Source organism: Chromobacterium sp. ATCC 53434, assembly GCF_002848345.1.
Taxonomy (GTDB): Bacteria; Pseudomonadota; Gammaproteobacteria; order Burkholderiales; family Chromobacteriaceae; genus Chromobacterium.
Map to the genome: position 1 here is coordinate 3,663,505 of NZ_CP025429.1, position 21,480 is coordinate 3,684,984.

Genomic DNA, 21,480 nt, shown 5'->3' on the forward strand with positions numbered 1-21,480 from the left:
AAACGGCCCGTTTCCGGGCCGTTTTTCATTTCGCTCAGCGTCGCAGCCGGCGCACCAGGCTGCGCGCTGGTGGCGGCGCGGCGATCAGCAGCGGCAATATCAGCTGCAACTCCCTGCGCAAGGCCTCCACCGTCAGCGCCAGCTCCGCCACCAGCCAATGGCAATGCGACGGCCGCAGCATCGCCGCCGGGTTGTCGGCCTCCGGCAGCGGCTCGGACAGCAGCTGAGGCTGGTTGAAGCGCAAGGCGTGGGCGGCCCGCAGCAAGGTGCGGACGATGGCGCGGCGCGGCGAGCGGTCCTCGGCCAGCGCCGGCGTGACCGAGGCCACCTCGGCCATCCGATCGAGCAAGGTCCAGATGCCGCGCTGAAACCCCTGCACCCGCTCCAACTGCGACGAGGACAGCGACGACTCCTGCGTCACCGACGCCATCAGGCCGCGCATGCGGATCAGCCTGTCGTTGAACTGCTCCAGCGCCGCCTCGTCCACCAGCGGAAAGCGCTGGGCGATGCGGTTGTACAGCAGCGCCGCCTCGCGCAGATTGTCGGCCAGCAGAAAGCGCCAGCTGTCTATCGCCCGCAGCGGCAGCGTCGCCGCCGCCGCCATGCCGATCAGCGAACCGACCAGCACATTGCAGCTGCGCCACAGGGCCTCGTTGATCGGCTCGTCGCCGAGTCCGCCGACGATGACCAGCGTGATGCCGGTCAGCAGCGCCAGATAGCCGCCGCGGCCCTGCGCGTGCCAGGTACTCAGCGCGATCACCATCAGCATCCAGCCATAGCAGGCGTACGGCGACACGCCGTGCAACACGATGGCCACCAGGCCGGCCAGCGCGCCCAGCAGCGAACCGCCCATCCGTTCCAGCGCCTTGCGCCTGACCCCGCCCCAATGCGGCACGCCGCCCAACACGATCAATATCGTCACCAGCATCCAGCCGCCGTGCGGCATGCCGCTGGCCACCACCAGCGCCAGACCGGCCAGGAAAGCCAGCGCCACCCGCAGCACATGCACCTGTCGCGCGTAACGATTCAGATAGTAGGGCACCACCAGCACCCGCCACGACTGCTGCCAGCGACTCATCGCGCTACTCCGGATCGCGGCTGTCCAGCCAGATGGTGACCGGGCCGTCGTTGATCAGACTGACCCGCATGTCGGCGCCGAACACGCCGGTCGGCACCGGCTTGCCCAGCGCGGCCGCCAGCGCGGCGACGAAACGGTCGAACAGCGGCTGCGAGATTTCGCCGCGCGCCGCGCGCGAATACGAAGGCCGATTACCCTTCTTCACGCTGGCGTGGAGCGTGAACTGGCTGACCGCCAGCGCGTCGCCGCCGCAATCGAGCAGGCTGCGGTTCATCACCCCGTCGGCGTCGTTGAAGATTCGCAGCTGGCTGATCTTGCGCACCAGCCAGTCGATATCGTCCGGCCCGTCCGCCTCCCCCACCCCGACCAGCAGCAGCGCGCCCGCGCCGATTTCGCCGCGGGTCTCCCCCTCCACCGCAACCGCCGCCTCGCTCACTCTTTGCACCAACACCCGCATACCGGCATTCCTCGTCGTGACACTGGTTTCATTCTACCCACTCCACGGCGGCGGACGCGAGCCGTCCCGCTTCGGTACAATAGCGCCAGTCAAAGAAAAGGAACCGCCGCATGTTGATGGTCATCTCGCCGGCCAAGACGCTGGATTACCAAACGCCTCCCGCCGTCGAACAGCACAGCCAGCCCGACCTGCTGGACCACAGCGCCGAACTGATAGACGTTCTGCGCAGCAAAAGCCCGCTGGACATCGCCAAGCTGATGGACATCAGCGACGCGCTGGCCAATCTGAACGTCGGCCGCTACGCCGACTGGCAGCGTCCGTTCACCGCCGGCAACGCCAAGCAGGCGATCTACGCCTTCATGGGCGACGTCTACGAAGGCCTGGACGCCGGCAGCCTGAGCCCCGGCGCCACCGACTACCTGCAGCAACGCCTGCGCATCCTGTCCGGCCTGTACGGCGTGCTGCGCCCGCTGGACCTGATGCAGGCCTATCGGCTGGAGATGGGCACCCGGCTGGTCAACAGCCGCGGCAAGAATCTGTACGAGTTCTGGGGAAACACCGTCACCGCCAGGCTCAACGCGCAACTGGAGGCGCTGGACCAGCGCACGCTGGTCAACCTGGCTTCGGACGAATACTTCAAGTCGGTGAAGCCGAAGGCGCTGAACGCCGCCATCGTCACGCCGGTGTTCCAGGACAGGAAGAACGGCCAGTACAAGATCATCAGCTTCTACGCCAAGCGCGCGCGCGGCCTGATGGCGCGCTGGGCCGCCGAGCGCGGCGTCGTCGATCCGGAACAGCTGCGCGGCTTCGACAGCGAGGGCTATGCCTTCGACGCCGCCGCCTCCAGCGAACTGAGCTGGGTCTTCCGCCGCGACCGCGAGTAATCTGGCCAAGCCCATCCCCGGCCATTAGCATCATGTTTCTCCCAGACAGGACAAAAGCATGATAGCCGCCGGCCTCACCACCTCCGCCGGCGCCTCCGCGCTGGCCGAGCCGTTCTACCAGACAGACCTGCGCTATTTCGGTCCGGGGCGCGCCGACAGCTTGGCCTCGGCGCGCCATGTCGCCGCCAAGCTGTTCCAGCCGCATTGCGGCCTGCACGTCATGCTGGCGGAGCGCGACGGCGGCGGCAAAGACCTGATGAAGGCGCTAGCACGCCATGCACTGCGATACGACTGCCGGCGAATGGACTGGACCGCTGAACAAGGCAATGCCGCAGCGGTGGATTTTTATCGCCGCCTCGGCGCCGACATCGTCGAGGACAAGATCTATTACCACTTCGCCGGCGAGGCGCTGAAAACCTTCGCGGCCTAAGAGCCTGTTCACGATCTTTTTGCGGCATCGGCCGCTTTCTGCCGGATGCTGGGCGCGAAAACCACCGCCCGGCCAGTGGAGTCCGCGTTTTCCGAGCGGCGCGGGCAATGGCCTCGGCAGAATCGATCATGCCGCCGACAAGCAAAAACACGCGCCAACGCCTTTCCAGGCCATCCGCCTGCGCCAGCTCATTCGACTCCTGGATGGCAGACCCTCCCGCCTCTTCCCCAGCCGCCCTTCCATGCCATGGCGGCAAAAAGCCCGTCCCTGGGATGTCTGAGTCTGCCAGGCCTCGGCATGGCTTTGTCCACCTATCGCTTTGTGGCAGGCATGCGCGGGCGGGCGAAATAAAAAGTTCACTTGTAGCATTTTAGTTCTAGTGCTAACAGTAACAACAATAACTAATAAATCACCAGTGATTCGCAGACAACATAAAACGCGAGGCAGTAGTTGAGTGTGGATCATGCGTATTCCAGCAGCATGCTGGAGTCTGAAGGCGCGCAGCCGCCGGCCGCCTGATTCGCGAATGATGGGCAATGTCAGCAGAAACGAGACCCGCGCCGCCTCACACGACGAGGCGCTGCGGAATGTGACATCTCTCTTTGGAGGAAACAAAGATGAGTACGGTAACAGCGACTGCTCCAAGCTATGAAATCGATAATGGCGTACGCCACCTGATAACGCCGCAAAACCTGAACGAACTTGGTCTCACCTGGGATGCGCTGCAGACTTTCCTCGCGGCCGACGGCCTGAAAGTCGATGGTCAATCGCCGGATGGAATATCGATCAACGAATCCATCTTCGGCAACTATTCCGGCCCAAGCGCATCCACCCTGGGCTGGATGGCCTATCTGAATGTCGGCGAACCGCTGATCGAAGAACGATCAAACATCATTCAACCTCCCGCAGACGTGCTGTCCACGCGTGTTTATGTAAACCGGTCGGGAGAGGCCCGCTCGTTCGACGAGTCGGTCGAATTCTCCATTTCCAATACGATCAGCTGGTCTCTAGAAGGAACGGCTCAACTGACATTCGGCGGCAGCGCCAGCGCGGCCTTGACCGTGAAGCTGCAGCAAAGCCTGGAAAGCAGTCTTGCCAATACGACGTCAAACACGCATATCGAGCACAATCACCCGGAAGAGGAGGGCACCGAAGATCAAAGCAAAACCGCGCAAACGGTGACGACCACAACGACCAACACCGGAACGGGCTCCGCCACGGGCACCGCGGAGGTGTTCGCTCAGTTGATGCTGGGCATCACCGGTTCGGCCAGCGGATCGCTGACAACGTCATGGACATCCAGCTCCTCTCTGTCAGGCCTTATCGTCCCGGGCCGCGTGGAAACGATGGTCACGCAGCGGCGCCAGGTCAGGCAGTTCATCTACGAACTGCCAATAGACGTGGCGGGGTATGTCGCCCTGCACTATCCCAATCCGGTGCCCGTCACCGATGTCCCCCCGCAAAGCCCGACACCGGAGACGAGCAATGTGATCGCGCACAATCTCGCCGCCCTCGGCAATCTGCTGCCGGCCGGCCAGCCCTATCGGTCGCTGGGCATCGTGGAAACGGTATCAGCGCTTAATGTGGAACACTCCGTCTTTGCGACCGAGCCACTATATCCCGTGCCCGACGGGCTCAACATCGCGCGGCCGCATTACCTGTAAGCCACATCGCAGACGAGGATGACAATCATGGTCTTTGACAATATCTTCAGCACCGCGCAAACCGCTTCCCAATCAGGAACGATCGCGGAAGCCGGCATCTCCGGCTATATCCCCAGCACGCCCGCCGAATCCATCACCGTGCCGCCGCACGATCCGTCCCAACCGTTCACGCCGGGCCCGCAGGATCCGAAAATCGTGCGAGAGACCTCACCCCAGGCCTTGCTCGTATTCAATCTGATTGGCTCGCTGACTCAAACCATGGGACAGGCCGCCGGACAACAGAATGCGATCTTCAACGACCCGTCCACAACCTTGGATACTGCCGCGCCGATCGTGAGCCAAGGCGATCCGATCACCAGCAAGTACCCGGGCACCGTCCAGCAGCCACCCATCCCCACGCAGCCCGCCTGACGGACGGGCAATGTCGACAATGATGGGCTCGCGCGGCTTCATCCGATGAAGCGCTGCGGAATGTGGCATCTCTCTTTGGAGGAAACTAAAGATGAGTACGGTAACAGCGACTGCTCCAAGCTATGAAATCGACAATGGCGTACGCCATCTGATAACGGCGCAAAACCTGGTCGAACTCGGCCTCACCTGGGACGCGCTGCAGACTTTCCTGGCCGCCGACGGCCTGAAAGTCGACGGCCAATCACCAGATGGGATATCGATCAACGAATCCATCTTCGGCAACTATTCCGGCCCAAACGCATCCACACTGGGCTGGATGGCCTACCTGAATGTCGGCGAGCCGCTGATCGAAGAGCGCTCCAACATCATCCAACCGCCGGCAGACGTGCTGTCCACCCGCGTCTATGCGAATCGGTCGGGGGAAACCAGATCGTTCAAAGACGCGATCAAATTCACCGTCTCCAATACGATCAGCTGGTCTCTCGCAGGAACCGCCCAACTGACATTCGGAGGTCGCGCCAGCGCAGAGCTGGAGGAAGAGTTGCAAGCAAGCCTAGCCAGCAGTCTTGCCAATGTGACATCGACGACGCATATCGATATCCATCACCCAAAAGGCGTAGGCCACGATGACGAGAGTCAAACCGAGCAAACGGTGACGACCACGACGACCGAAACCGGAACGGGCTCCGCCAAGGGCACCGCGGCGGAATTCGCCCAGCTGCTGCTGGGCATCACCGGTTCGGTCAGCGGATCGCTGACGACATCCTGGAGTTCGGCATCCTCGCTGTCGGGCGACATCGCGGCGGCAAACCGCGTGGAAACGATGGTTACGCAGCGACGCCAGATCAGGCAGTTCATCTACGAACTGCCCATCGACTTCGCGGGGTATGTCGCCCTGCACTACCCCAATCCAGTGCCCGTCACCGATGCCCCCCCGCAAAGCCCGACGCCGGCGACGAGCAATGTGATCGCGCACAATCTCGCCGCCCTCGGCAATCTGCTGCCGGCCGGCCGGCCCTATCGGTCGCTGGGCATCGCCGAGACGGTGTCGGACCTCAATGTGGAACACACCGTCTTCGCGACCGAGCCGCTAGCTCCCGTGCCCGACGGACTCAACATCGCACGGCCGCATTACCTGTAAGCCACATCACAGACAAGGATGACAATCATGGTCTTTGACAATATCTTCAGCACCGCGCAAACCGCTTCCCAATCAGGGACGACCGCGGAAGGCGGCATCGCCGGCTATATTCCGGGCACGCCCGCCGAGTCCACCGCCGTGCCCCCGCACGACCCATCGAAACCGTACACGCCGGGCCCGCAGGATCCGAAAATCGTGCGAGAGACCTCGCCCCAGGCTCTGGACGTATTTAATTTGATCGGTGCACTGACTCAAACCATGGGGCAGGCCGCCGCGCAACAGAACACGATCTTCAACGATCCGGCCACCACCGTCGACACCGCCTCGCCGATCATGAGCCAGGGCGATCCTATCACCAGCAAGTACCCGGGCACCGTCCAACAGCCGCCCATCCCCAAGCAGCCCACCTGACGGACGGGCTCCGCCATTGGCGGCATGGCTACGCGACATGACGCCGCAACCCGGCCGCGCGCAATCGCGCGCGACCGCATTCATTCCGCAATGCGGCTCCTCAGCCCAGAGCCCGGCAGGTACCCCGCTTCGCGTCAAAACCATCGCGTGCGAAACCCGCCCCCTCCGCCTTATGCGGATCCCACGGACCATTCGGCCGACAATAGCTTGAAGACAATCGGTTTGACGAAAAGGATGCTGGAATCGTACCCCGCGAGATGCGCCGCCCAGCCTAGGGAATCCACCCCTGCCGAAGAGGCCCTAAGCCGCCGATGCGGCGCCTTCGCGGTTCGGAAATGCAAAAAGGCCAACTCCGAAAAGTTGGCCTATTGCTTTATTGGTTGCGGGGGCAGGATTCGAACCTACGACCTTCGGGTTATGAGCCCGACGAGCTACCAGACTGCTCCACCCCGCGTCTGAATTCTTTTCTGCGTCTCGTGCAGAGAAGTGAACTATACGCCAGCTAAAACTTCTCGTCAACACCCTGTGCAAAAAAAGCGTTGGCCGGGCCGCCAGGAGGCTACACATTCTTTAACAGTTGGCGACAGCAAACACATAAGCGGTCAACAAAAGACCGCTACATTGACAGCGTGGTCGGCAACGACGCGAAAGCGGCGCTGCAACCGCCTCCCGGATTCGATCTGCCAATCGGTTCAGGAAGCGAAACCGGCCCTGTGCATTTTGACGGGCGTTGCGCTCTGTCAGCGACTGCCAGCGCGGACAGATTTGGTAATGCCTGTTCTCCTAAGTGTTCATCACGGAACTTCGGGCCGCCTAGTGCGGCCCATTTTTTTTGTCTTCACTCAGGCCCAGGACTGAGCTTGATGATATCCGAATTCAATAATTAATGCCAATCAGGCACCACTTTTGTCACATTTCCGCCGCCGCGGCCAGGCCACCCGCCAGGCGTCGGCGCAACAACCAAGTCGCCGCGCACAAGCTCCCCATCACCGCGTAGCCGACCCACGGCAGCAACAGCAGCGAGCGCTCCACCGGCCAGTGCCAGGCCAACCAGCTGCGCAACAGCATTTCCAGCACCAGCCCGCAGCCCCACAACAAGGTCATCACCCGCATGCCGCGGCGAAACAGCGGCCGCTGCCACAGTTGCTCGCAATGCTCGCGCCCATCGTCCCGCTGACGCTCCATCGTCGCGCGGGCCAGATAAAACACCAGCGGCCGCGGCAGCAGCAAGGACAACAGGAAGGCCGCGCCGAACAAGCCGCCCAACAACGACTCCCGCAACAACAGCATCCGCTCGCCGCCGCCCAGCGCCATCGCCGCCAGCGACAACACGATGCCCAGCAAGACCAGCGCGCTCAAGGCGTCGACCCGGCGCTCCCGCCACAGCTCCCAGCCGCTCCACAACAACGGCGGCAGCGCCGACAGCAACAGGCCGCCCATTTCGCCCCAATGCGGCCGCGCCCAGCGATAGCACAGCCACGGCAGCAGGAAATTGACCAACAGCTCCAGCAACAGCCTGACTCGTTTAGGCATGACAAGGACATTTCTGGATAAAACCGAGAAATTGCCGCCTTTCGGCGTCGCCGTCAAGCACAAGCCCCGCATTTGCGGGGCTTGGTCTGGCATTCCGGCTCCGGACGGAGCCGGAGAAAATGGGTTCAGGCCGCGGCCTGGATGAAACCATTCGCGGGATACATCGCGCTGGCCAGGCCGAGCGCGGACTTGAAAGTCACTTCAAACATCTTGCCAACCTGGCGGATGCTGACCACTTCGTAGTGGACCACGCTGCCGCCGTCTTTATGTTCGAACACTTTGTAGCCAGGCTTCAATTGCGAGATTTTCATATCTGCTTCCCTTTTTCTTTTTTTCACTAAAAACATACACATATCTGATGTTAGTCGCCGACGTTTCCAAAAAGTTCCAGCCGGCGCGGCGACCCGGGACAATCCCTCTGCGCACTGTAGCAAGCGCTGATGACAGCACCGTGACGCCGCCCAGAGCCTGTTCAAAGTCTTTTCGCCGACAGGAAAAACGCAGTCCTCGACGACGCCCTCAAGCAGGCTCTCAATGCAAGACCCCAGCTACCAATATGGCGGCCGGGGTCCGGATAACCAAGATTCAGCAAACTACTTGGTGGTACTACCTATTTGCCATGATCTGTATCAAGCCATGGCGAGACAGGCGTGTCAACCGACACGCATGCCCGGCTTGACGCCGGCGTCGACGTCCAGCAAGAACAAGCCTTCGCCGTCGTCCAGGCCGGACGCGCAAACTATCATGCCCTGGGAGACGCCGAAGCGCATCTTCCGTTCGGCCAGGTTGGCGACCACGATGACATGGCGACCGACCAGCTTTTCCGGCTCCTGATAGGCCTTGCGGATGCCGGAGAAGATGTTGCGGGTCTCGAAGCCCAGGTCGACCTTGAACTGCAACAACTTGTCCGAACCTTCGACGAAGCCGCACTCCAGCACCTTGCCTACCCGCAGATCCAGCTTGGCGAAGTCGTCGATCTTGATGGTTTCGGCCAACGGCTCGTGCGCGGCGACGGCCGGCGCGTCTTGGGTAGCTTGCATATTCTGTTTGTTCGCTTCTATCAGTTTGTCGATCAGCACCGGGTCGATGCGCTGCATCAGGTGCTGGTAGGCATTGATCTTCTTGCCCAGCAACAGGGTTTCGGCGTCGCCCCAGGCGAGCGGCGCCACGTCCAGGAAGGCTTCCACGTCCTCGGCCAGCTTGGGCAATACCGGCTTCAGATAGATCGTCAGCAGGCGGAAGGCGTTGATCAACACGGTGCAGACATCCTGCAGCCGCGCGTCCTGGCCGTCCTGCTTGGCCAGCTCCCACGGCTTGTTGGCGTCGACGTAGCCATTGACGATGTCGGCCAGCGCCATCACATCGCGCAGCGCCTTCGCGTATTCGCGCGCCTCGTAGGCGGCGGCCAGCTCCCCGGCCGCGGCCTGCAGCTTGGCCAGAATCTCGCCGTCGGACACCTGGGCGGCCAGCACGCCGTCAAAGCGCTTGGCGATGAAGCCGGCGGAGCGGCTGGCGATGTTGATGAACTTGCCGACCAGATCCGAGTTCACCCGCGCGACGAAGTCGTTCAGGTTCAGGTCGATGTCCTCGATGCGGCCGTTCAGCTTGGCGGCGATGTAGTAGCGCATCCACTCCGGATTCAGGCCGCAATCAAGATAGCTCTTGGCCTGGATGAAGGTGCCGCGCGACTTGGACATCTTCTGGCCGTCGACGGTCAGGAAGCCGTGGGCGAACACGCCGCTCGGCGCGCGCAGGCCGGAGTAGTTCAACATCGCCGGCCAGAACAGCGCGTGGAAATACAGGATGTCCTTGCCGATGAAGTGGTACATCTCGGTCTGGCTGTCCTTGGCGAACCACTCGTCGAAGTTCAGCTTCAGCCGCTCGCACAGGTTCTTGAAGCTGGCCATATAGCCGATGGGCGCGTCCAGCCAGACATAGAAATACTTGCCTGGGGCGCCCGGAATCTCGAAACCGAAGTACGGCGCGTCGCGGCTGATGTCCCAATCCTGCAGGCCGCCGCCTATCCACTCGTTCATCTTGTTCAGCGACTCGGGCTGCAGGTGCGGCTGCACGGCGCCGTCGGCGCGGCGGCTGGAACCGCTGGTCCAGGCCTTCAGGAAGTCCGCGCATTCGCCGAGGCGGAAGAAGTAGTGCTCGGAGGTCTTCAGCACCGGCTTGGCGCCGGACACCGCCGAGTACGGGTTCTTCAGCTCGGTCGGCGCGTAGGTGGCGCCGCATACTTCGCAGTTGTCGCCGTACTGGTCCTTGGCGCTGCACTTCGGGCACTCGCCCTTGACGAAGCGGTCCGGCAGGAACATCTGCCGCTCGGGATCGAACAGCTGCTCGATGGTGCGGCAGGCGATCTTGTCGTCGGACTGCAGCGCCAGATAGACCTGCTCGGCCAGCGCCTTGTTCTCCGGGCTGTTGGTGCTGTAGTAGTTGTCGTGGCCAATCAGGAAGCCCTGGGAATCGGCGACATGCAATTCGCGCACCTCGTTCACCAGCTGCTCGGGAGTGATGCCGCGCTTTTCGGCGGCCAGCATGATGGGCGCGCCGTGGGTGTCGTCGGCACAGACGTAATAGCATTCGTGTCCGCGCATCTTCTGGAAGCGCACCCAGATGTCGGTCTGAATCTGCTCCAGCATATGGCCCAGGTGCAGCCCCGCGTTGGCGTAAGGCAGTGCGCTGGTCACCAGAATCTTGCGTTTGGTCATTCGGATCATTCCCCAGTCAGGCAATCTCAAGCGGTCGATTATAGAGACAGAACGGACAGGCGGCCATCGCGCCGCGCCGCCGCCATCGCCGCGCGGAAAAAACACAAGCCCGGAACGCGCGGCGACCGGGCTTGTGACGGCGAAGACGGTGGAATCAGGCGCTCTGGCCCGCCAACTCGCCCATGACCGGCGCCTCGCGCTCGGCCATCGCGACGCCAACCATCTTGCGCCCCAGCGCGACATAGGCCAGCGAGAAGCACAGCGCCAGCACGGCGAAACCGGCCAGGCCGCCGGCCTGGTACACCAGACGGAACAGCTCGATGCCGACGGCGTAGCCAGCCATGGCCAGCATGCTCATGCTGGCCGAGATGGTGCCGCGGCCCGCGCGGTCGGTGGCCATCAGCGCGAAACGGTACAGCACGCCGAAGGCCAGGCCCTCGCCGAAGGCCATCAGGCTCATGCCGGCCACCATCCAGTATTGCGGCGCCGAAGACAGCAGCACGCCGCCGACCATCAGCGTCAGGCCGCCGACGATAGGCCACATGCCGATCAGCGCGGAACGGCCCAGCGGCCAGCGGTCGGCGATCACCGCCAGCGCCAGATTGCCGGCGATCAGGCCGCCGAATACCGGCAGCTGCATCAGGCCGTACTCGACGGTGCTCATGTGCAGGTCCCGCACCAGCAGCACCGGCGACAACGCGATCCAGCCCATCAGCGGCAGCGCCAGCAGCGGAATGCACAGCGCGGCCAGCACGAAGCGGCCGTGGCCGAACACTTTCAGATAGTCGCGGCCCATGCTGGACAAGGGCAGCTTCTCGCCGCTGGCCTCAACGGTCTCCGGCATCTTCAGATACAGGCCGATCAACGACAGCAGCGACAAGGCGGCGATGAACAGGAAGCAACTGCGCCACGGCGCCAGCTCCACCAGCGCCGCGCCGGCCAGCGGGCCGACCAGCGGCGCGATCAGCGCCACATTGGCCATCAGCGCGGTGACGCGCACGGCGGCGGTCTCTTCGAACGATTCCTGCAGCGAGGCGTAGCCGACGGCGTTGATGAAGCACAGGCCGACGCCCTGCAACAGCCGCAGCGCGATGAAGGCCTCGATCGAGCTGACCAGATAGGTGGCCAGGCAGACGACGGTGAAATAAGCGACGCCGAACAGCAGCACCGGGCGACGGCCGATGCGGTCGGACAGCGGGCCGGTCAGCCACGGCAGCAGCGCGCCGCCGATCAGAAAGGCCGTCATCGACGACGGCGCCCAGGAGGCGTCGACCAGAAACTCGCGGGTAACCGACAGCATCGCCGGCTGGATCATGTCGTTGCAGATGTAGACGGCGAATTCGAACAGCACCAGGGCCAGGGGGAACAGCAGATTGGACAGGGTGAGCTTGGCGTGTTTGGACTGCATGAAGGGGGAGGCCTTTCCGATTCTAAAGAACAGGATCCGGCCGGACGGGGCCGAATCATGGGCGCAGCTGGCGGAAAACTTTGCGCCAAACAGACAATTCTACTGTATTCAAGGACTTTCATCAAAAAAATCTTATATAAGCGTCAACTGAACATCGTCGCCCCCTGCCTTTCCCGATCGCACAGGAGTAAGATGAGTCAATCCGGCGCGGCCCCGTTCGCGCCCCAACCCGACAACACTATTCGGCAACTCCGCTCCGGAACGCAGCATGTTCTCCAAAATCACCCGCCTGTTCAGCGGCCAAGCCGGCCAGGCCACGCAGAACGAAACCATGGCACAGCTCGAAACCCAGATTCTAGAAGCCCTGAAACCGCTGATCGACGCCAATACCGGCAAGGGCTATGTCGCGGCCAAGAACGTCAAGAACCTCAAGTGCGGCGACGCCGAGATCAGCCTGGACGTGGTGCTGGCCTATCCGGCCAGGAGCCAGTTCGACGCGGTGCGCCAGCAGTTCGAGCAGGCGCTGGCGCCGCTGGCCGAAGGCCGCGCGCTGAAGGTGGAGGTCAGCAGCCAGATCGTCAGCCATTCGGCCCAGCGCGGCGTGCCGCTGTTGCCCGGCGTCAAGAACATCGTCGCCGTCGCCTCCGGCAAGGGCGGCGTCGGCAAGTCCACCACCGCCGCCAACCTGGCGCTGGCGCTGGCCGACGAGGGCGCCCGCGTCGGCTTGCTGGACGCCGACATCTACGGGCCGTCGCAGCCGCTGATGATGGGCCTGCAGGGACAGCGCCCGGAAACGGCCGACGGCAAGCTGACGCCGCTGTCCAATCACGGCGTGCAGACCATGTCCATCGGCTACTTGGTGGATGCCGATCAGGCGATGGTATGGCGCGGCCCGATGGTCAGCCAGGCATTGCAGCAGCTGCTTAACGACACCCGCTGGGACGAGCTGGATTATCTGGTGATAGACATGCCGCCGGGCACCGGCGACGTGCAGCTGACGCTGTCGCAGAAAGTGCCGGTCACCGGCGCGCTGATCGTCACCACGCCGCAGGACATCGCCCTGCTGGACGCGCGCAAGGGCGTCGCCATGTTCCAGAAGGTCGGCGTGCCGATACTGGGGCTGGTGGAAAACATGGCGATACACATCTGCTCCAACTGCGGCCACGCCGAGCACATCTTCGGCGAGGGCGGCGCGGCCAAGATGGCGCAGGACTTCGGCGTGGAGCTGCTGGGTTCGCTGCCGCTCGATCTGGCGATCCGCCTGGCGGCGGATCAGGGCAAGCCCAGCGTCGCGGCCGATCCGGCAGGCGCGCCGGCCGAGCTGTACCGCGCCATCGCCCGCCGCGTGGCGGTCAGGGTCGGCGAGAAGGCGCAGGACTTCTCCGGCAAGTTCCCGAAGATCGTGATCCAGAACAACTGAGCCGCAGCATGATCGCAATGTACGATTCCGGCCTGGGCGGGCTGTCGGTGTGGCGCGCGGTCCGCACCGCCCTGCCCGACTGGCCGATCACCTATCTGGCCGATCAGGCCTATTGCCCGTACGGCCAGCGCAGCCGCGACGAAATCATCGAACGCGCGCTGAAGGTCGGCCGCCACCTGGTCAGCCAGGGCGCCACGCTGCTGGTGGTGGCCTGCAATACCGCCACCACCGCCGCCATCGCCGCGCTGCGCGCCGAGCTCTCCATCCCCATCGTCGGCATCGAGCCGGCGATCAAACCGGCCGCGGCGATGAGCCGCACCGGCCGCATCGCGGTGCTGGCCACCGAATACACCTTGGCCAGCGAGCGCGTCAGGACGCTGCTGGACGACCATGCCGACGGCGTCGACGTGCTGCGCCGCGCCGGCCACGGCTGGGTGGAACAGGTGGAGGCCGGCGAGCTGTCCAGCGATCGCACCCGCGCGCTGGTGCGCAGCGTGGTGGAGCCGCTGATCGGGGAAAACGTCGATCACATCGCGCTGGGCTGCACCCACTACCCGTTTCTCGAGCCGCTGATCCGCGAGATCACCGGCGACGGCATCCAGCTGTACGATCCGGCCGAGGCCATCGCCCGCCGCGTCGGCGACCTGCTGCGCCGGCACGGCTGCGACAGCCAGGGCGACCATTATTACCGCTTCATCACCACCGCGGCCGACGCCGGCGAGATGGCGTTGCGGCTGCCTCAGCTGATCGGCCATCCCTATCCGGTGGAATCGCTGCCGCTGGACTAGCCGCGCCGGCACGGCGCGGCCCACTTTCGCAATCGGACCCGCAATGAAAACAAGACTGTTATGGACGCTGCTGGCCGCGCTGAGCCTGCCGGCCCACGCCGCCCCCTCCTGCCGGGCCGCCGCCGAGCAGGTCAATCAGCAGACCGGGCGCAAGCTCGATGCCGCCGAATTGGCCGACGCGCTGCAAAGCCTGAACCGCGATGGCCGCCTGCCGGACAAATTCGTCACCAAGCGCCAGGCGCAGGCCGCGGGCTGGAAGCCGGGCCGCAGCCTGTGGAGCGTGCCCCAGTTGCACGGCAAGGCGATGGGCGGCGACCGCTTCGGCAATTACGAGAGGCACCTGCCCGCCGGCCAATGGCAGGAAGCCGACCTCAACTACAAGGGCGGCAAACGCGGCGCCAGCCGGCTGGTATTCAGCCGCCAGGGGCAGCGCTTCGTCAGCGTCGATCACTACAACCGCTTCGTCGAGGTGGCGCCATGCCGCTAAGCCAATGCGAGCTGCACGCCATCGCCAGCCTGGAACAATTGTTCGACCAGTTGAGCCGACAGCTGCCGCTGCCGCCCCACTTCGGTCGAAATCTGGACGCGCTGTACGACTGCCTGGCCAATGAGGTGCCGGGTCCGCTGCGGCTGGTCTGGCACGACGCCGCGGCGGCGGAACGGGCGCTGGGCGCCGACGTCTACGCGACGGTGCTGGACATTCTGCAGACGGTGGCCGACGAGCGCGACGACGTCGCGCTGGACATCCGTCGTTAAACGCGCTTCCGTATCGCGACAGGGCAGCCCGGGCTGCCCTTTTCATGCCTCGCCGCTGGCAAATTCAATGCTAAAGGCAATTGTTTTTGAAATAAAAATCCAATAATCATCAATCATTGGCCAGCATATTCGAATACGAAACGCAATTGGCGAAATCCTGCCAAGACAAGCTGTCGCTAACTCACTATAATCGCTAACCTTCGGCGGCTACTTCCTGTCCGACAAAAACAGGAAACAAGCCTGAAAACCTGGCTAAAAACAATAAAGTAGCTGGACCGCTGCAAGGCGAAGCATGCCGGACACACGGCGCCCACGCATGACCACCTCACCCTATCAGATGTCATGTCATGAAAATGCGACGCTCGTTTTGAATCGTCTCCAAACAGGCAGGAACAACTCAATGAAGTCGAAAAAACTTACGGTCTTTATCCTGGCCGGAATGCTGCTGGGCATTCTGGTCGGCTATCTGTTCCGTCAGTACGCCGGCAACGACGCCGCCGCCATCAAGTCCTTCGCCGATGGCATGTCCATCCTGACCGACATCTTCCTGCGGCTGATCAAGATGATCATCGCCCCGCTGGTGATCTCCACGCTGGTCGTCGGCATCGCCAAGATGGGCGACGCCAAGTCTGTCGGCCGCATCGGCGGCAAGACCATGGCCTGGTTCATCGGCGCATCGCTGGCGTCGCTGACGCTGGGCCTGATCATGGTCAACGTGCTGAAACCGGGCCTGGCGCTGAACCTGCCGCTGCCGGACCTGCACGCCGACTCCGGCATCAAGGGCAGCGCCATTTCGCTGAAGGACTTCGTCACCCACGCCATTCCCAAGAGCGTGTTCGAGGCGATGGCGAACAACGAGATCCTGCAGATCGTGATCTTCTCGGTGTTCTTCGGCAGCGCGATGGCCGCGCTCGGCGAGCGCTCCAAGGCCTTGATCGACGTCATCGACGTCGTCGCCCACGTGATGCTGAAAGTCACCAGCTATGTGATGAACTTCGCCCCGCTGGCGGTGTTCGGCGCCATCGCCGCCACCGTCGCCAAGGAGGGCCTGTCCATTCTCGGCACCTACGGCAAGTTCATGGCGGAGTTCTATCTGTCGATCGGCATCCTGTGGGCGCTGCTGATCGCCGTCGGCGTGCTGATCGTCGGCCCGCGGCTGCTGCACCTGATGGGCATGATCAAGGAGCCGCTGCTGCTGTCGTTCACCACCGCCAGCTCGGAAGCCGCTTATCCGAAGACGCTGGAGCAGCTGGAGCGCTTCGGCGTGTCCAACAAGATCGCCAGCTTCGTGCTGCCGATGGGCTACTCCTTCAATCTGGACGGCTCGATGATGTATTGCACCTTCGCGGTGATCTTCATCGCCCAGGCCTACGGCATCGATCTGACGCTGGCCCAGGAAATCTCGATGCTGCTGATCCTGATGCTGACCTCCAAGGGCATGGCCGGCGTGCCGCGCGCGTCGCTGGTGGTGATCGCCGCCACGCTGTCGCAATTCCACATCCCGGAAGCCGGCCTGCTGCTGCTGCTCGGCATCGACCACTTCCTGGACATGGGCCGCTCCGCCACCAATGTGGTCGGCAACTCCATCGCCACTGCCGTGGTCGCCAAGTGGGAAGGCGAGCTGAAGCGCCACTGAGCGCCGCCGCCGCCATCGAACGCCACCGTATCCGGTGGCGTTTTTCATGCAAGATTCCGCAACTTCAGTATTGACAGCGAGGAATGCCCAATCTAGAATGCGTTCCTCGACTGAAGCCGGAGAGGTGGCAGAGTGGTCGAATGTACCTGACTCGAAATCAGGCGTACGTGCGAGCGTACCGAGGGTTCGAATCCCTCCCTCTCCGCCAGTCACCCAATAGGATCAAGGCTCTGCTAAACGCAGGGCCTTTTTTCTTGCCTGCTCGACTTCCCCTGCTCAGGCAGACCCGTGACGTTTTCGCGCCGCGCCGAAACGCCCTTCCCATGCCGCATTACTTGGCGCGCCGCCGCCGGATGCGCAGCGTGCCATCCCCCCTCCCGCCGCTTCCCGACCACGCCATTTTTCGCCCTCCGCGTCCCAGCGGATAAAACAAGCCGCTCAGGCAGATGCAAAAATGGCTTGTCATAGACTAACTTGAATGGGTAAAGCCACTCGAATCATCTCCGGCCAACGCCGCGACGAGTGGAGCCGCGCGCCCGAGCCGCGGCGACGCATGCAGCCTGTCTCCCTCTCCGATATCGATGGAGCGCGCAATGGAAGCCAGACCGTCCAGCAGGATATTCGGTTTCGACAAGCGGATAGCATTGTACGGCCTGCTGTTATGGGGCCTGCTGGCGGCGGCCGTCACCTGGATCGCCGGCGAGCACGAACGCGAGCGCGCGCTGACCTCGATGCACAACCGTCTGGCGTCGCTGGCCCAGCTGCGGCTGGAGATGCTGAGCCAGAGCCTGGAGCGCTACAGCCAGAGCCTGCTGTTCCTGGCCGACACGCCGCCGGTGGCCGGCCTGACCCGCACCAGCCTGCACAACGACCTGGACCTCGGGGAGCAAAGCACCTCCGACCTGTGGCGCAAACGCATGGCCCTGCTGTTCCGCTCCTACGCCGTCACCGCGCCGGAGACGCTGCAACTGCGACTGATCGGCAGCGCCGACAACGCCCGCGAGCTGGTCCACGTCATCAACGGCCGCAACGGTCCGGTCGATCAGCCGCCGGCGCAACTTCAGCACAAGGGCGACACCGACTACTACCGGCAGGCGCTCCGCCTGAAGGCGGGCGAGGTCTATCTGTCCGATATCCGGCTCAGCCACGACCGCAGCCAGGACGGCAAGGAGCCGCCGTTGCCGGTGCTGAGGCTGGCCACGCCCATCTACGCCGACGGCAAGTTGTTCGCCGTGATGTCGATAAATCTGGATGCCCGCCACCTGTTGTCCTATCTCCGGGTCGGCAGCGGCGAGCGCAATGTGCGCGTCTACGTCACCAACCAGAACGGCGACTTCCTCGACCATCCGAACCCGGACAAGACTTTCGGCCAGGATCGCGGCAAGCGCTGGCGCTGGCAGGACGAATTCCAGCCATTGCCGGCACCGGACGGCCAGGACGGCCTGCAGCGCTTCCAGTCATCCGCCGGCGAGGTGTACACGGTGATGCGCCGACTGGAGCTGGCGCCGCAGCAGCACGACGGCCGCTACCTGGTGATCGCCGAGGCCCTGCCGGAATCCATCATCGCCGGCGCCGTCTCCACCGCCCGCCGCGACACGCTGCTGTCGATGTGCCTGGGCGGCCTGCTGGTGGCGGCGCTGTCCTGGGTATATCAACGCCAGCGCAATCGGCTGCACGAGCAGATTCGTCAGAACAACGCCTCGCTGGAAAACCAGGTTCAGCAACGCACCCAGGAAATCCAGCGCTACGCCGCGCTGCAGCGCGCCATCCTCAGCGACGCCAGCTACGCCATCATCGCCACCGATCAGTCTGGCCTGGTGACGATGTTCAACCCGGCGGCGGAAACGCTGCTGAGCGAGTCGGCCGACGAAGTCGTCGGCCGCCGCCACATCACCGACTGGCTGGACCTCGCCGAATTGCAGGAACTGTCGCGGCAGCTGGCGCAGGAAAGCGGCACCATCCCGGCCAATCCGTTCGAGGCGCTGGTCTCGCGCTCGCGCAGCGGCCAGTCCAACCAGCTGGAATGGACCGTCACCGCCAGCGACGGCCGCAGCGTTCCGGTCTCCATCGCCCTGACCTCGCTGCGCGACGACGACGGCAGGCTGCAGGGCTTCCTCGGCATGGCCGCCGACATCTCCGCCCAGCAGAAATACCAGCGCGAACTGATGAGCGCCCGCGACCAGCTGGGCAAGGCGGCCGAGGTGGCCGAGCTGGGCATCTGGACCTGGTGGCTGGCCGACAACGCGCTGGAGTTGAACACGCGGATGTTCGAGATGTACCGCTACCCGCCTGAGCTGCGCAACCAGGTGAACTATCAACACTGGCGGGACCGGCTCCACCCCGACGATGTCGAAGCGGTCGAGCGCGAGCTGTTCGACGCCGTGGCCGGGCGCGGCATCTACTCCCCGGTGTTCCGCATCGTGCTGCCGGACGGGCGGATTCGCTACATCCAGGCCGGCGCGCTGGTCGAGCGCGACGACGATGGCAAGCCCTGGCGCGTCACCGGCATCAACCGCGACATCACCGAACAGCACGAGCTGGAAATGACGCTGCGCGCCGCCAAGGAAAGCGCCGAGGCCGCCAGCCGCGCCAAGGCCGACTTCCTGTCCAATATGAGCCACGAGATCCGCACGCCGATGAACGCGGTGCTGGGCCTGGCCTATCTGCTGGAAAAGCACGGACTGCCGGCGGAGGCGCTGGACCTGGTGCGCAAGATCCGCATCGCCGGCCGCTCCTTGCAAAGCATCATCAACGACATCCTCGACTTCTCCAAGATCGAGGCCGGCAATCTGGAAATCGAGCAGGCGCCGTTCCGGCTCGGTGACGTGCTGGACAATATCTCCACCATCATGAGCGCCAATGTCGGCGAACGCGAGATCGAACTGATCATCGCGCCGCCGCCGGCCGACATCAACCACCTGCGCGGCGACGCGCTGCGGCTGGAGCAGGTGCTGATCAACCTGACCAGCAACGCAATCAAGTTCACCGAACGCGGCTATGTCGAGGTCGCCATCGACGTGGCCATGGCCCAGCCGCAGCAGACCACGCTGCGCTTTTCGGTGATAGACAGCGGCATCGGCATTCCGCGCGACAAGCAGCAGGAACTGTTCGAGCCGTTCACCCAGGCCGACGCCTCCACCACCCGCCGCTTCGGCGGCACCGGGCTCGGCCTCGCGATCAGCCGCCGGCTGGTGGCGCTGATGGGCGGCGAAATCGGGCTGATCAGCACCCCCGGCCACGGCAGCGAGTTCTGGTTCACCCTGACCTTCCCCCGCGAGCCGAACGGCCGCTTGTCGGTGCCGGAAATGGCCGGCCTCAATGTGCTGATCGCCGACGACAACCCGATCGCGCGCGAGGCGCTGCACATCACCGCCAGGGAGCTGGGCTGGAGAGTGGCGACGGTCGAGTCCGGCCGCCAGGCCTTGCAGCAGGTATTGGAGGCGCTGGGCGGCCAGACCTCGGTCGACGTGGTGATACTGGACTGGAAGATGCCGGACATGGACGGCCTGGAGGCCGCCCACGCCATCCGCCAGGCCTGCGACGGCCGGCACATGCCCATCATCCTGATGGCCACCGCCTACTCGCGCGAAAAGCTGCTGGCCGAACCGAGCGCCGATCTGATCACCGAAGTGCTGAACAAGCCGGTGACGCCGTCCAATCTGTACAACTCGGTGGCGCGCTCGCTGCGGCTGCGCCAGGGCGAGGCCCCCGTGATGCCGACCGGCCCGGGCAGCAGGCTGGAGGGGCTTCGCCTGCTGGTGGTCGACGACAGCGACATCAACCGGGAAGTGGCGCAACGCATTTTCGAGGGCGAAGGGGCGCGCGTGTCGCTGGCCGGCGACGGCAAGCAGGCGCTGGTCTGGCTGGCCGCCAACTACCGCGACGTCGACATCGTGCTGATGGACGTGCAGATGCCGGTGATGGACGGCTACCAGGCCACCCGCGAGATCCGCGCGACGCCGGAGCTTAGCCATCTGCCGGTGGTGGCGCTGACCGCCGGCGCCTTCCAGACCCAGCAGGACGCCGCGCGCGCCGCCGGCATGACCGACTACATCGCCAAACCGTTCGATGTGGAAATGGCGATCTCCCAGCTGCGCACGCTGTCCGGTCGCAACGGGCGCCAGGAAGCGCCCGCGCCGATGGCGGAACCGGCCGGCCAGGCCCCGTTGCAGCGCGATCTGCCCGGCCTGGCGGTCAGCCACGGCCTGGAAATCTGGCGCGACGAGACCGTGTACCGGCAATACCTGCGCAAATTCGCCCGCGACTACAGCGACAGCGCCGCCACCATGCGCTTGGCCGGCAAGGTGATCGCGCAGTCGCTTGCGCACAAGCTGAAGGGCGCCGCCGGCAACCTGGCGCTGAACGAGGTGTCGGCCGCCGCCGGCGAAGTGGATCAGCTGCTGCAGGAGGACGAAGACGCCACCGCCGCGATCGACGCGCTGCAGGCGGCGCTGACGCAGACGCTGTCGTCGATCAGCCGCTACGCGCCGGCCCCGCGCGACGCCGAGCCGCCAGCGGCGAAGGAGGCGGACAAGGACACGCTGGGGCCGCTGCTGCTGAAAGCGCTGGCGGCGTTCAACGCCGACGATCCGGCGGCTGTCGAGCCGGTGTTGCAGGCGCTGGAACCGCTATTGCTGGCGGATCAACTGTCCCCGCTGCAAAGCGCGGTGGAAAACTTCGATTTCCGCGGCGGCGAAGCGGCGATTCGGGCGCTGGCCATCGAGCTGGGCCTTCCCAGGATGACATGAT

At 64.1% G+C, this 21,480-nt stretch carries 18 protein-coding genes and 2 tRNA genes; 13 read left to right on the top strand and 7 right to left on the bottom strand.

From position 1 onward, the window contains the following. Positions 1–34: 34 nt before the first annotated feature. Positions 35–1,078, bottom strand: a complete 1,044-nt coding sequence (locus CXB49_RS16115) for an FUSC family protein (protein ID WP_101709345.1) — start codon at positions 1,076–1,078, stop codon at positions 35–37. A 4-nt stretch (positions 1,079–1,082) separates the two neighbouring features. Then, positions 1,083–1,535 (bottom strand): D-aminoacyl-tRNA deacylase, encoded by a 453-nt coding sequence (gene dtd, locus CXB49_RS16120; RefSeq protein WP_101709346.1) that lies wholly within the window; start codon positions 1,533–1,535, stop codon positions 1,083–1,085. 110 nt (positions 1,536–1,645) lie between these two features. Between dtd and yaaA the strand changes: the two genes are divergently transcribed. The 6 genes from yaaA to CXB49_RS16150 all read left to right on the top strand — a co-directional run bounded on the left by yaaA (position 1,646) and on the right by CXB49_RS16150 (position 6,476). Further along, a complete protein-coding gene (yaaA, locus tag CXB49_RS16125) occupies positions 1,646–2,419 on the top strand; it encodes a peroxide stress protein YaaA (RefSeq protein ID WP_101709347.1) in 774 nt (257 codons plus the stop codon). 58 nt (positions 2,420–2,477) lie between these two features. Beyond that, the gene (locus CXB49_RS16130) at positions 2,478–2,849 is read left to right on the top strand and encodes an N-acetyltransferase (protein WP_101709348.1); all 372 of its coding nucleotides are present in this window, start codon (positions 2,478–2,480) and stop codon (positions 2,847–2,849) included. A 617-nt stretch (positions 2,850–3,466) separates the two neighbouring features. Beyond that, positions 3,467–4,513, top strand: a complete 1,047-nt coding sequence (locus CXB49_RS16135) for a hypothetical protein (RefSeq protein WP_101709349.1) — start codon at positions 3,467–3,469, stop codon at positions 4,511–4,513. Between the two features lie 27 nt (positions 4,514–4,540). Further along, complete coding sequence (locus CXB49_RS16140) at positions 4,541–4,924, top strand: hypothetical protein (RefSeq protein WP_101710735.1); 384 nt, start codon at positions 4,541–4,543, stop codon at positions 4,922–4,924. 91 nt (positions 4,925–5,015) lie between these two features. After that, positions 5,016–6,065, top strand: coding sequence for a hypothetical protein (locus CXB49_RS16145; RefSeq protein WP_101709350.1), 1,050 nt, complete (start codon positions 5,016–5,018; stop codon positions 6,063–6,065). 27 nt (positions 6,066–6,092) lie between these two features. Continuing rightward, a complete protein-coding gene (locus CXB49_RS16150; protein ID WP_101709351.1) occupies positions 6,093–6,476 on the top strand; it encodes a hypothetical protein in 384 nt (127 codons plus the stop codon). Positions 6,477–6,853: 377 nt separating this feature from the next. Here the strand turns inward: CXB49_RS16150 and CXB49_RS16155 are convergent. The 5 genes from CXB49_RS16155 to CXB49_RS16175 form a co-directional block, all read right to left on the bottom strand. Further along, positions 6,854–6,930 (bottom strand) — tRNA-Met (locus CXB49_RS16155). A gap of 455 nt (positions 6,931–7,385) precedes the next feature. Next, entirely contained in the window at positions 7,386–8,009 is a 624-nt protein-coding gene (locus CXB49_RS16160) for a VC0807 family protein (RefSeq protein ID WP_101709352.1), read from the bottom strand. Positions 8,010–8,134: 125 nt separating this feature from the next. Next, positions 8,135–8,320, bottom strand: coding sequence for a hypothetical protein (locus CXB49_RS16165; protein WP_101709353.1), 186 nt, complete (start codon positions 8,318–8,320; stop codon positions 8,135–8,137). 342 nt (positions 8,321–8,662) lie between these two features. After that, positions 8,663–10,732 carry a methionine--tRNA ligase gene (gene metG / locus CXB49_RS16170; protein WP_369826501.1) on the bottom strand — a complete coding sequence of 690 codons (2,070 nt, stop codon included), beginning with the start codon at positions 10,730–10,732 and terminating at the stop codon, positions 8,663–8,665. A 145-nt stretch (positions 10,733–10,877) separates the two neighbouring features. Then, positions 10,878–12,131, bottom strand: coding sequence for an MFS transporter (locus CXB49_RS16175; RefSeq protein WP_101709355.1), 1,254 nt, complete (start codon positions 12,129–12,131; stop codon positions 10,878–10,880). A 268-nt stretch (positions 12,132–12,399) separates the two neighbouring features. Between CXB49_RS16175 and apbC the strand changes: the two genes are divergently transcribed. The 7 genes from apbC (at position 12,400) to CXB49_RS16210 (ending at position 21,479) form a co-directional block, all read left to right on the top strand. Then, positions 12,400–13,551 carry an iron-sulfur cluster carrier protein ApbC gene (gene apbC / locus CXB49_RS16180; RefSeq protein WP_101709356.1) on the top strand — a complete coding sequence of 384 codons (1,152 nt, stop codon included), beginning with the start codon at positions 12,400–12,402 and terminating at the stop codon, positions 13,549–13,551. Between the two features lie 8 nt (positions 13,552–13,559). After that, the gene (gene murI, locus CXB49_RS16185; protein ID WP_101709357.1) at positions 13,560–14,339 is read left to right on the top strand and encodes a glutamate racemase; all 780 of its coding nucleotides are present in this window, start codon (positions 13,560–13,562) and stop codon (positions 14,337–14,339) included. A gap of 43 nt (positions 14,340–14,382) precedes the next feature. Further along, on the top strand, positions 14,383–14,826 hold the full coding sequence (locus tag CXB49_RS16190) for a ribonuclease domain-containing protein (protein WP_101709358.1): 444 nt from the start codon (positions 14,383–14,385) through the stop codon (positions 14,824–14,826). Further along, a complete protein-coding gene (locus CXB49_RS16195; protein WP_101709359.1) occupies positions 14,817–15,095 on the top strand; it encodes a barstar family protein in 279 nt (92 codons plus the stop codon). Before CXB49_RS16190 ends, CXB49_RS16195 begins: the two co-directional genes overlap by 10 nt. Before the next feature lie 400 nt (positions 15,096–15,495). Next, positions 15,496–16,731, top strand: coding sequence for a dicarboxylate/amino acid:cation symporter (locus CXB49_RS16200; protein WP_101709360.1), 1,236 nt, complete (start codon positions 15,496–15,498; stop codon positions 16,729–16,731). A gap of 118 nt (positions 16,732–16,849) precedes the next feature. Beyond that, a tRNA-Ser gene (locus CXB49_RS16205) sits at positions 16,850–16,939 on the top strand. Between the two features lie 385 nt (positions 16,940–17,324). Next, positions 17,325–21,479: a response regulator gene (locus CXB49_RS16210; protein ID WP_158300913.1), complete on the top strand. Its 4,155-nt coding sequence runs from the start codon at positions 17,325–17,327 to the stop codon at positions 21,477–21,479. The last annotated feature ends 1 nt before the right edge of the window (position 21,480 follow it).

Bases quoted from the DNA above. Each gene is read 5' to 3' on its own strand.
- CXB49_RS16115 (WP_101709345.1), bottom strand. From the start codon at position 1,078: ATGAGTCGCTGGCAGCAGTCGTGGCGGGTGCTGGTGGTGCCCTACTAT.
- dtd (WP_101709346.1), bottom strand. From the start codon at position 1,535: ATGCGGGTGTTGGTGCAAAGAGTGAGCGAGGCGGCGGTTGCGGTGGAG.
- yaaA (WP_101709347.1), top strand. From the start codon at position 1,646: ATGTTGATGGTCATCTCGCCGGCCAAGACGCTGGATTACCAAACGCCT.
- CXB49_RS16130 (WP_101709348.1), top strand. From the start codon at position 2,478: ATGATAGCCGCCGGCCTCACCACCTCCGCCGGCGCCTCCGCGCTGGCC.
- CXB49_RS16135 (WP_101709349.1), top strand. From the start codon at position 3,467: ATGAGTACGGTAACAGCGACTGCTCCAAGCTATGAAATCGATAATGGC.
- CXB49_RS16140 (WP_101710735.1), top strand. From the start codon at position 4,541: ATGGTCTTTGACAATATCTTCAGCACCGCGCAAACCGCTTCCCAATCA.
- CXB49_RS16145 (WP_101709350.1), top strand. From the start codon at position 5,016: ATGAGTACGGTAACAGCGACTGCTCCAAGCTATGAAATCGACAATGGC.
- CXB49_RS16150 (WP_101709351.1), top strand. From the start codon at position 6,093: ATGGTCTTTGACAATATCTTCAGCACCGCGCAAACCGCTTCCCAATCA.
- CXB49_RS16160 (WP_101709352.1), bottom strand. From the start codon at position 8,009: ATGCCTAAACGAGTCAGGCTGTTGCTGGAGCTGTTGGTCAATTTCCTG.
- CXB49_RS16165 (WP_101709353.1), bottom strand. From the start codon at position 8,320: ATGAAAATCTCGCAATTGAAGCCTGGCTACAAAGTGTTCGAACATAAA.
- metG (WP_369826501.1), bottom strand. From the start codon at position 10,732: ATGATCCGAATGACCAAACGCAAGATTCTGGTGACCAGCGCACTGCCT.
- CXB49_RS16175 (WP_101709355.1), bottom strand. From the start codon at position 12,131: ATGCAGTCCAAACACGCCAAGCTCACCCTGTCCAATCTGCTGTTCCCC.
- apbC (WP_101709356.1), top strand. From the start codon at position 12,400: ATGTTCTCCAAAATCACCCGCCTGTTCAGCGGCCAAGCCGGCCAGGCC.
- murI (WP_101709357.1), top strand. From the start codon at position 13,560: ATGATCGCAATGTACGATTCCGGCCTGGGCGGGCTGTCGGTGTGGCGC.
- CXB49_RS16190 (WP_101709358.1), top strand. From the start codon at position 14,383: ATGAAAACAAGACTGTTATGGACGCTGCTGGCCGCGCTGAGCCTGCCG.
- CXB49_RS16195 (WP_101709359.1), top strand. From the start codon at position 14,817: ATGCCGCTAAGCCAATGCGAGCTGCACGCCATCGCCAGCCTGGAACAA.
- CXB49_RS16200 (WP_101709360.1), top strand. From the start codon at position 15,496: ATGAAGTCGAAAAAACTTACGGTCTTTATCCTGGCCGGAATGCTGCTG.
- CXB49_RS16210 (WP_158300913.1), top strand. From the start codon at position 17,325: ATGGAAGCCAGACCGTCCAGCAGGATATTCGGTTTCGACAAGCGGATA.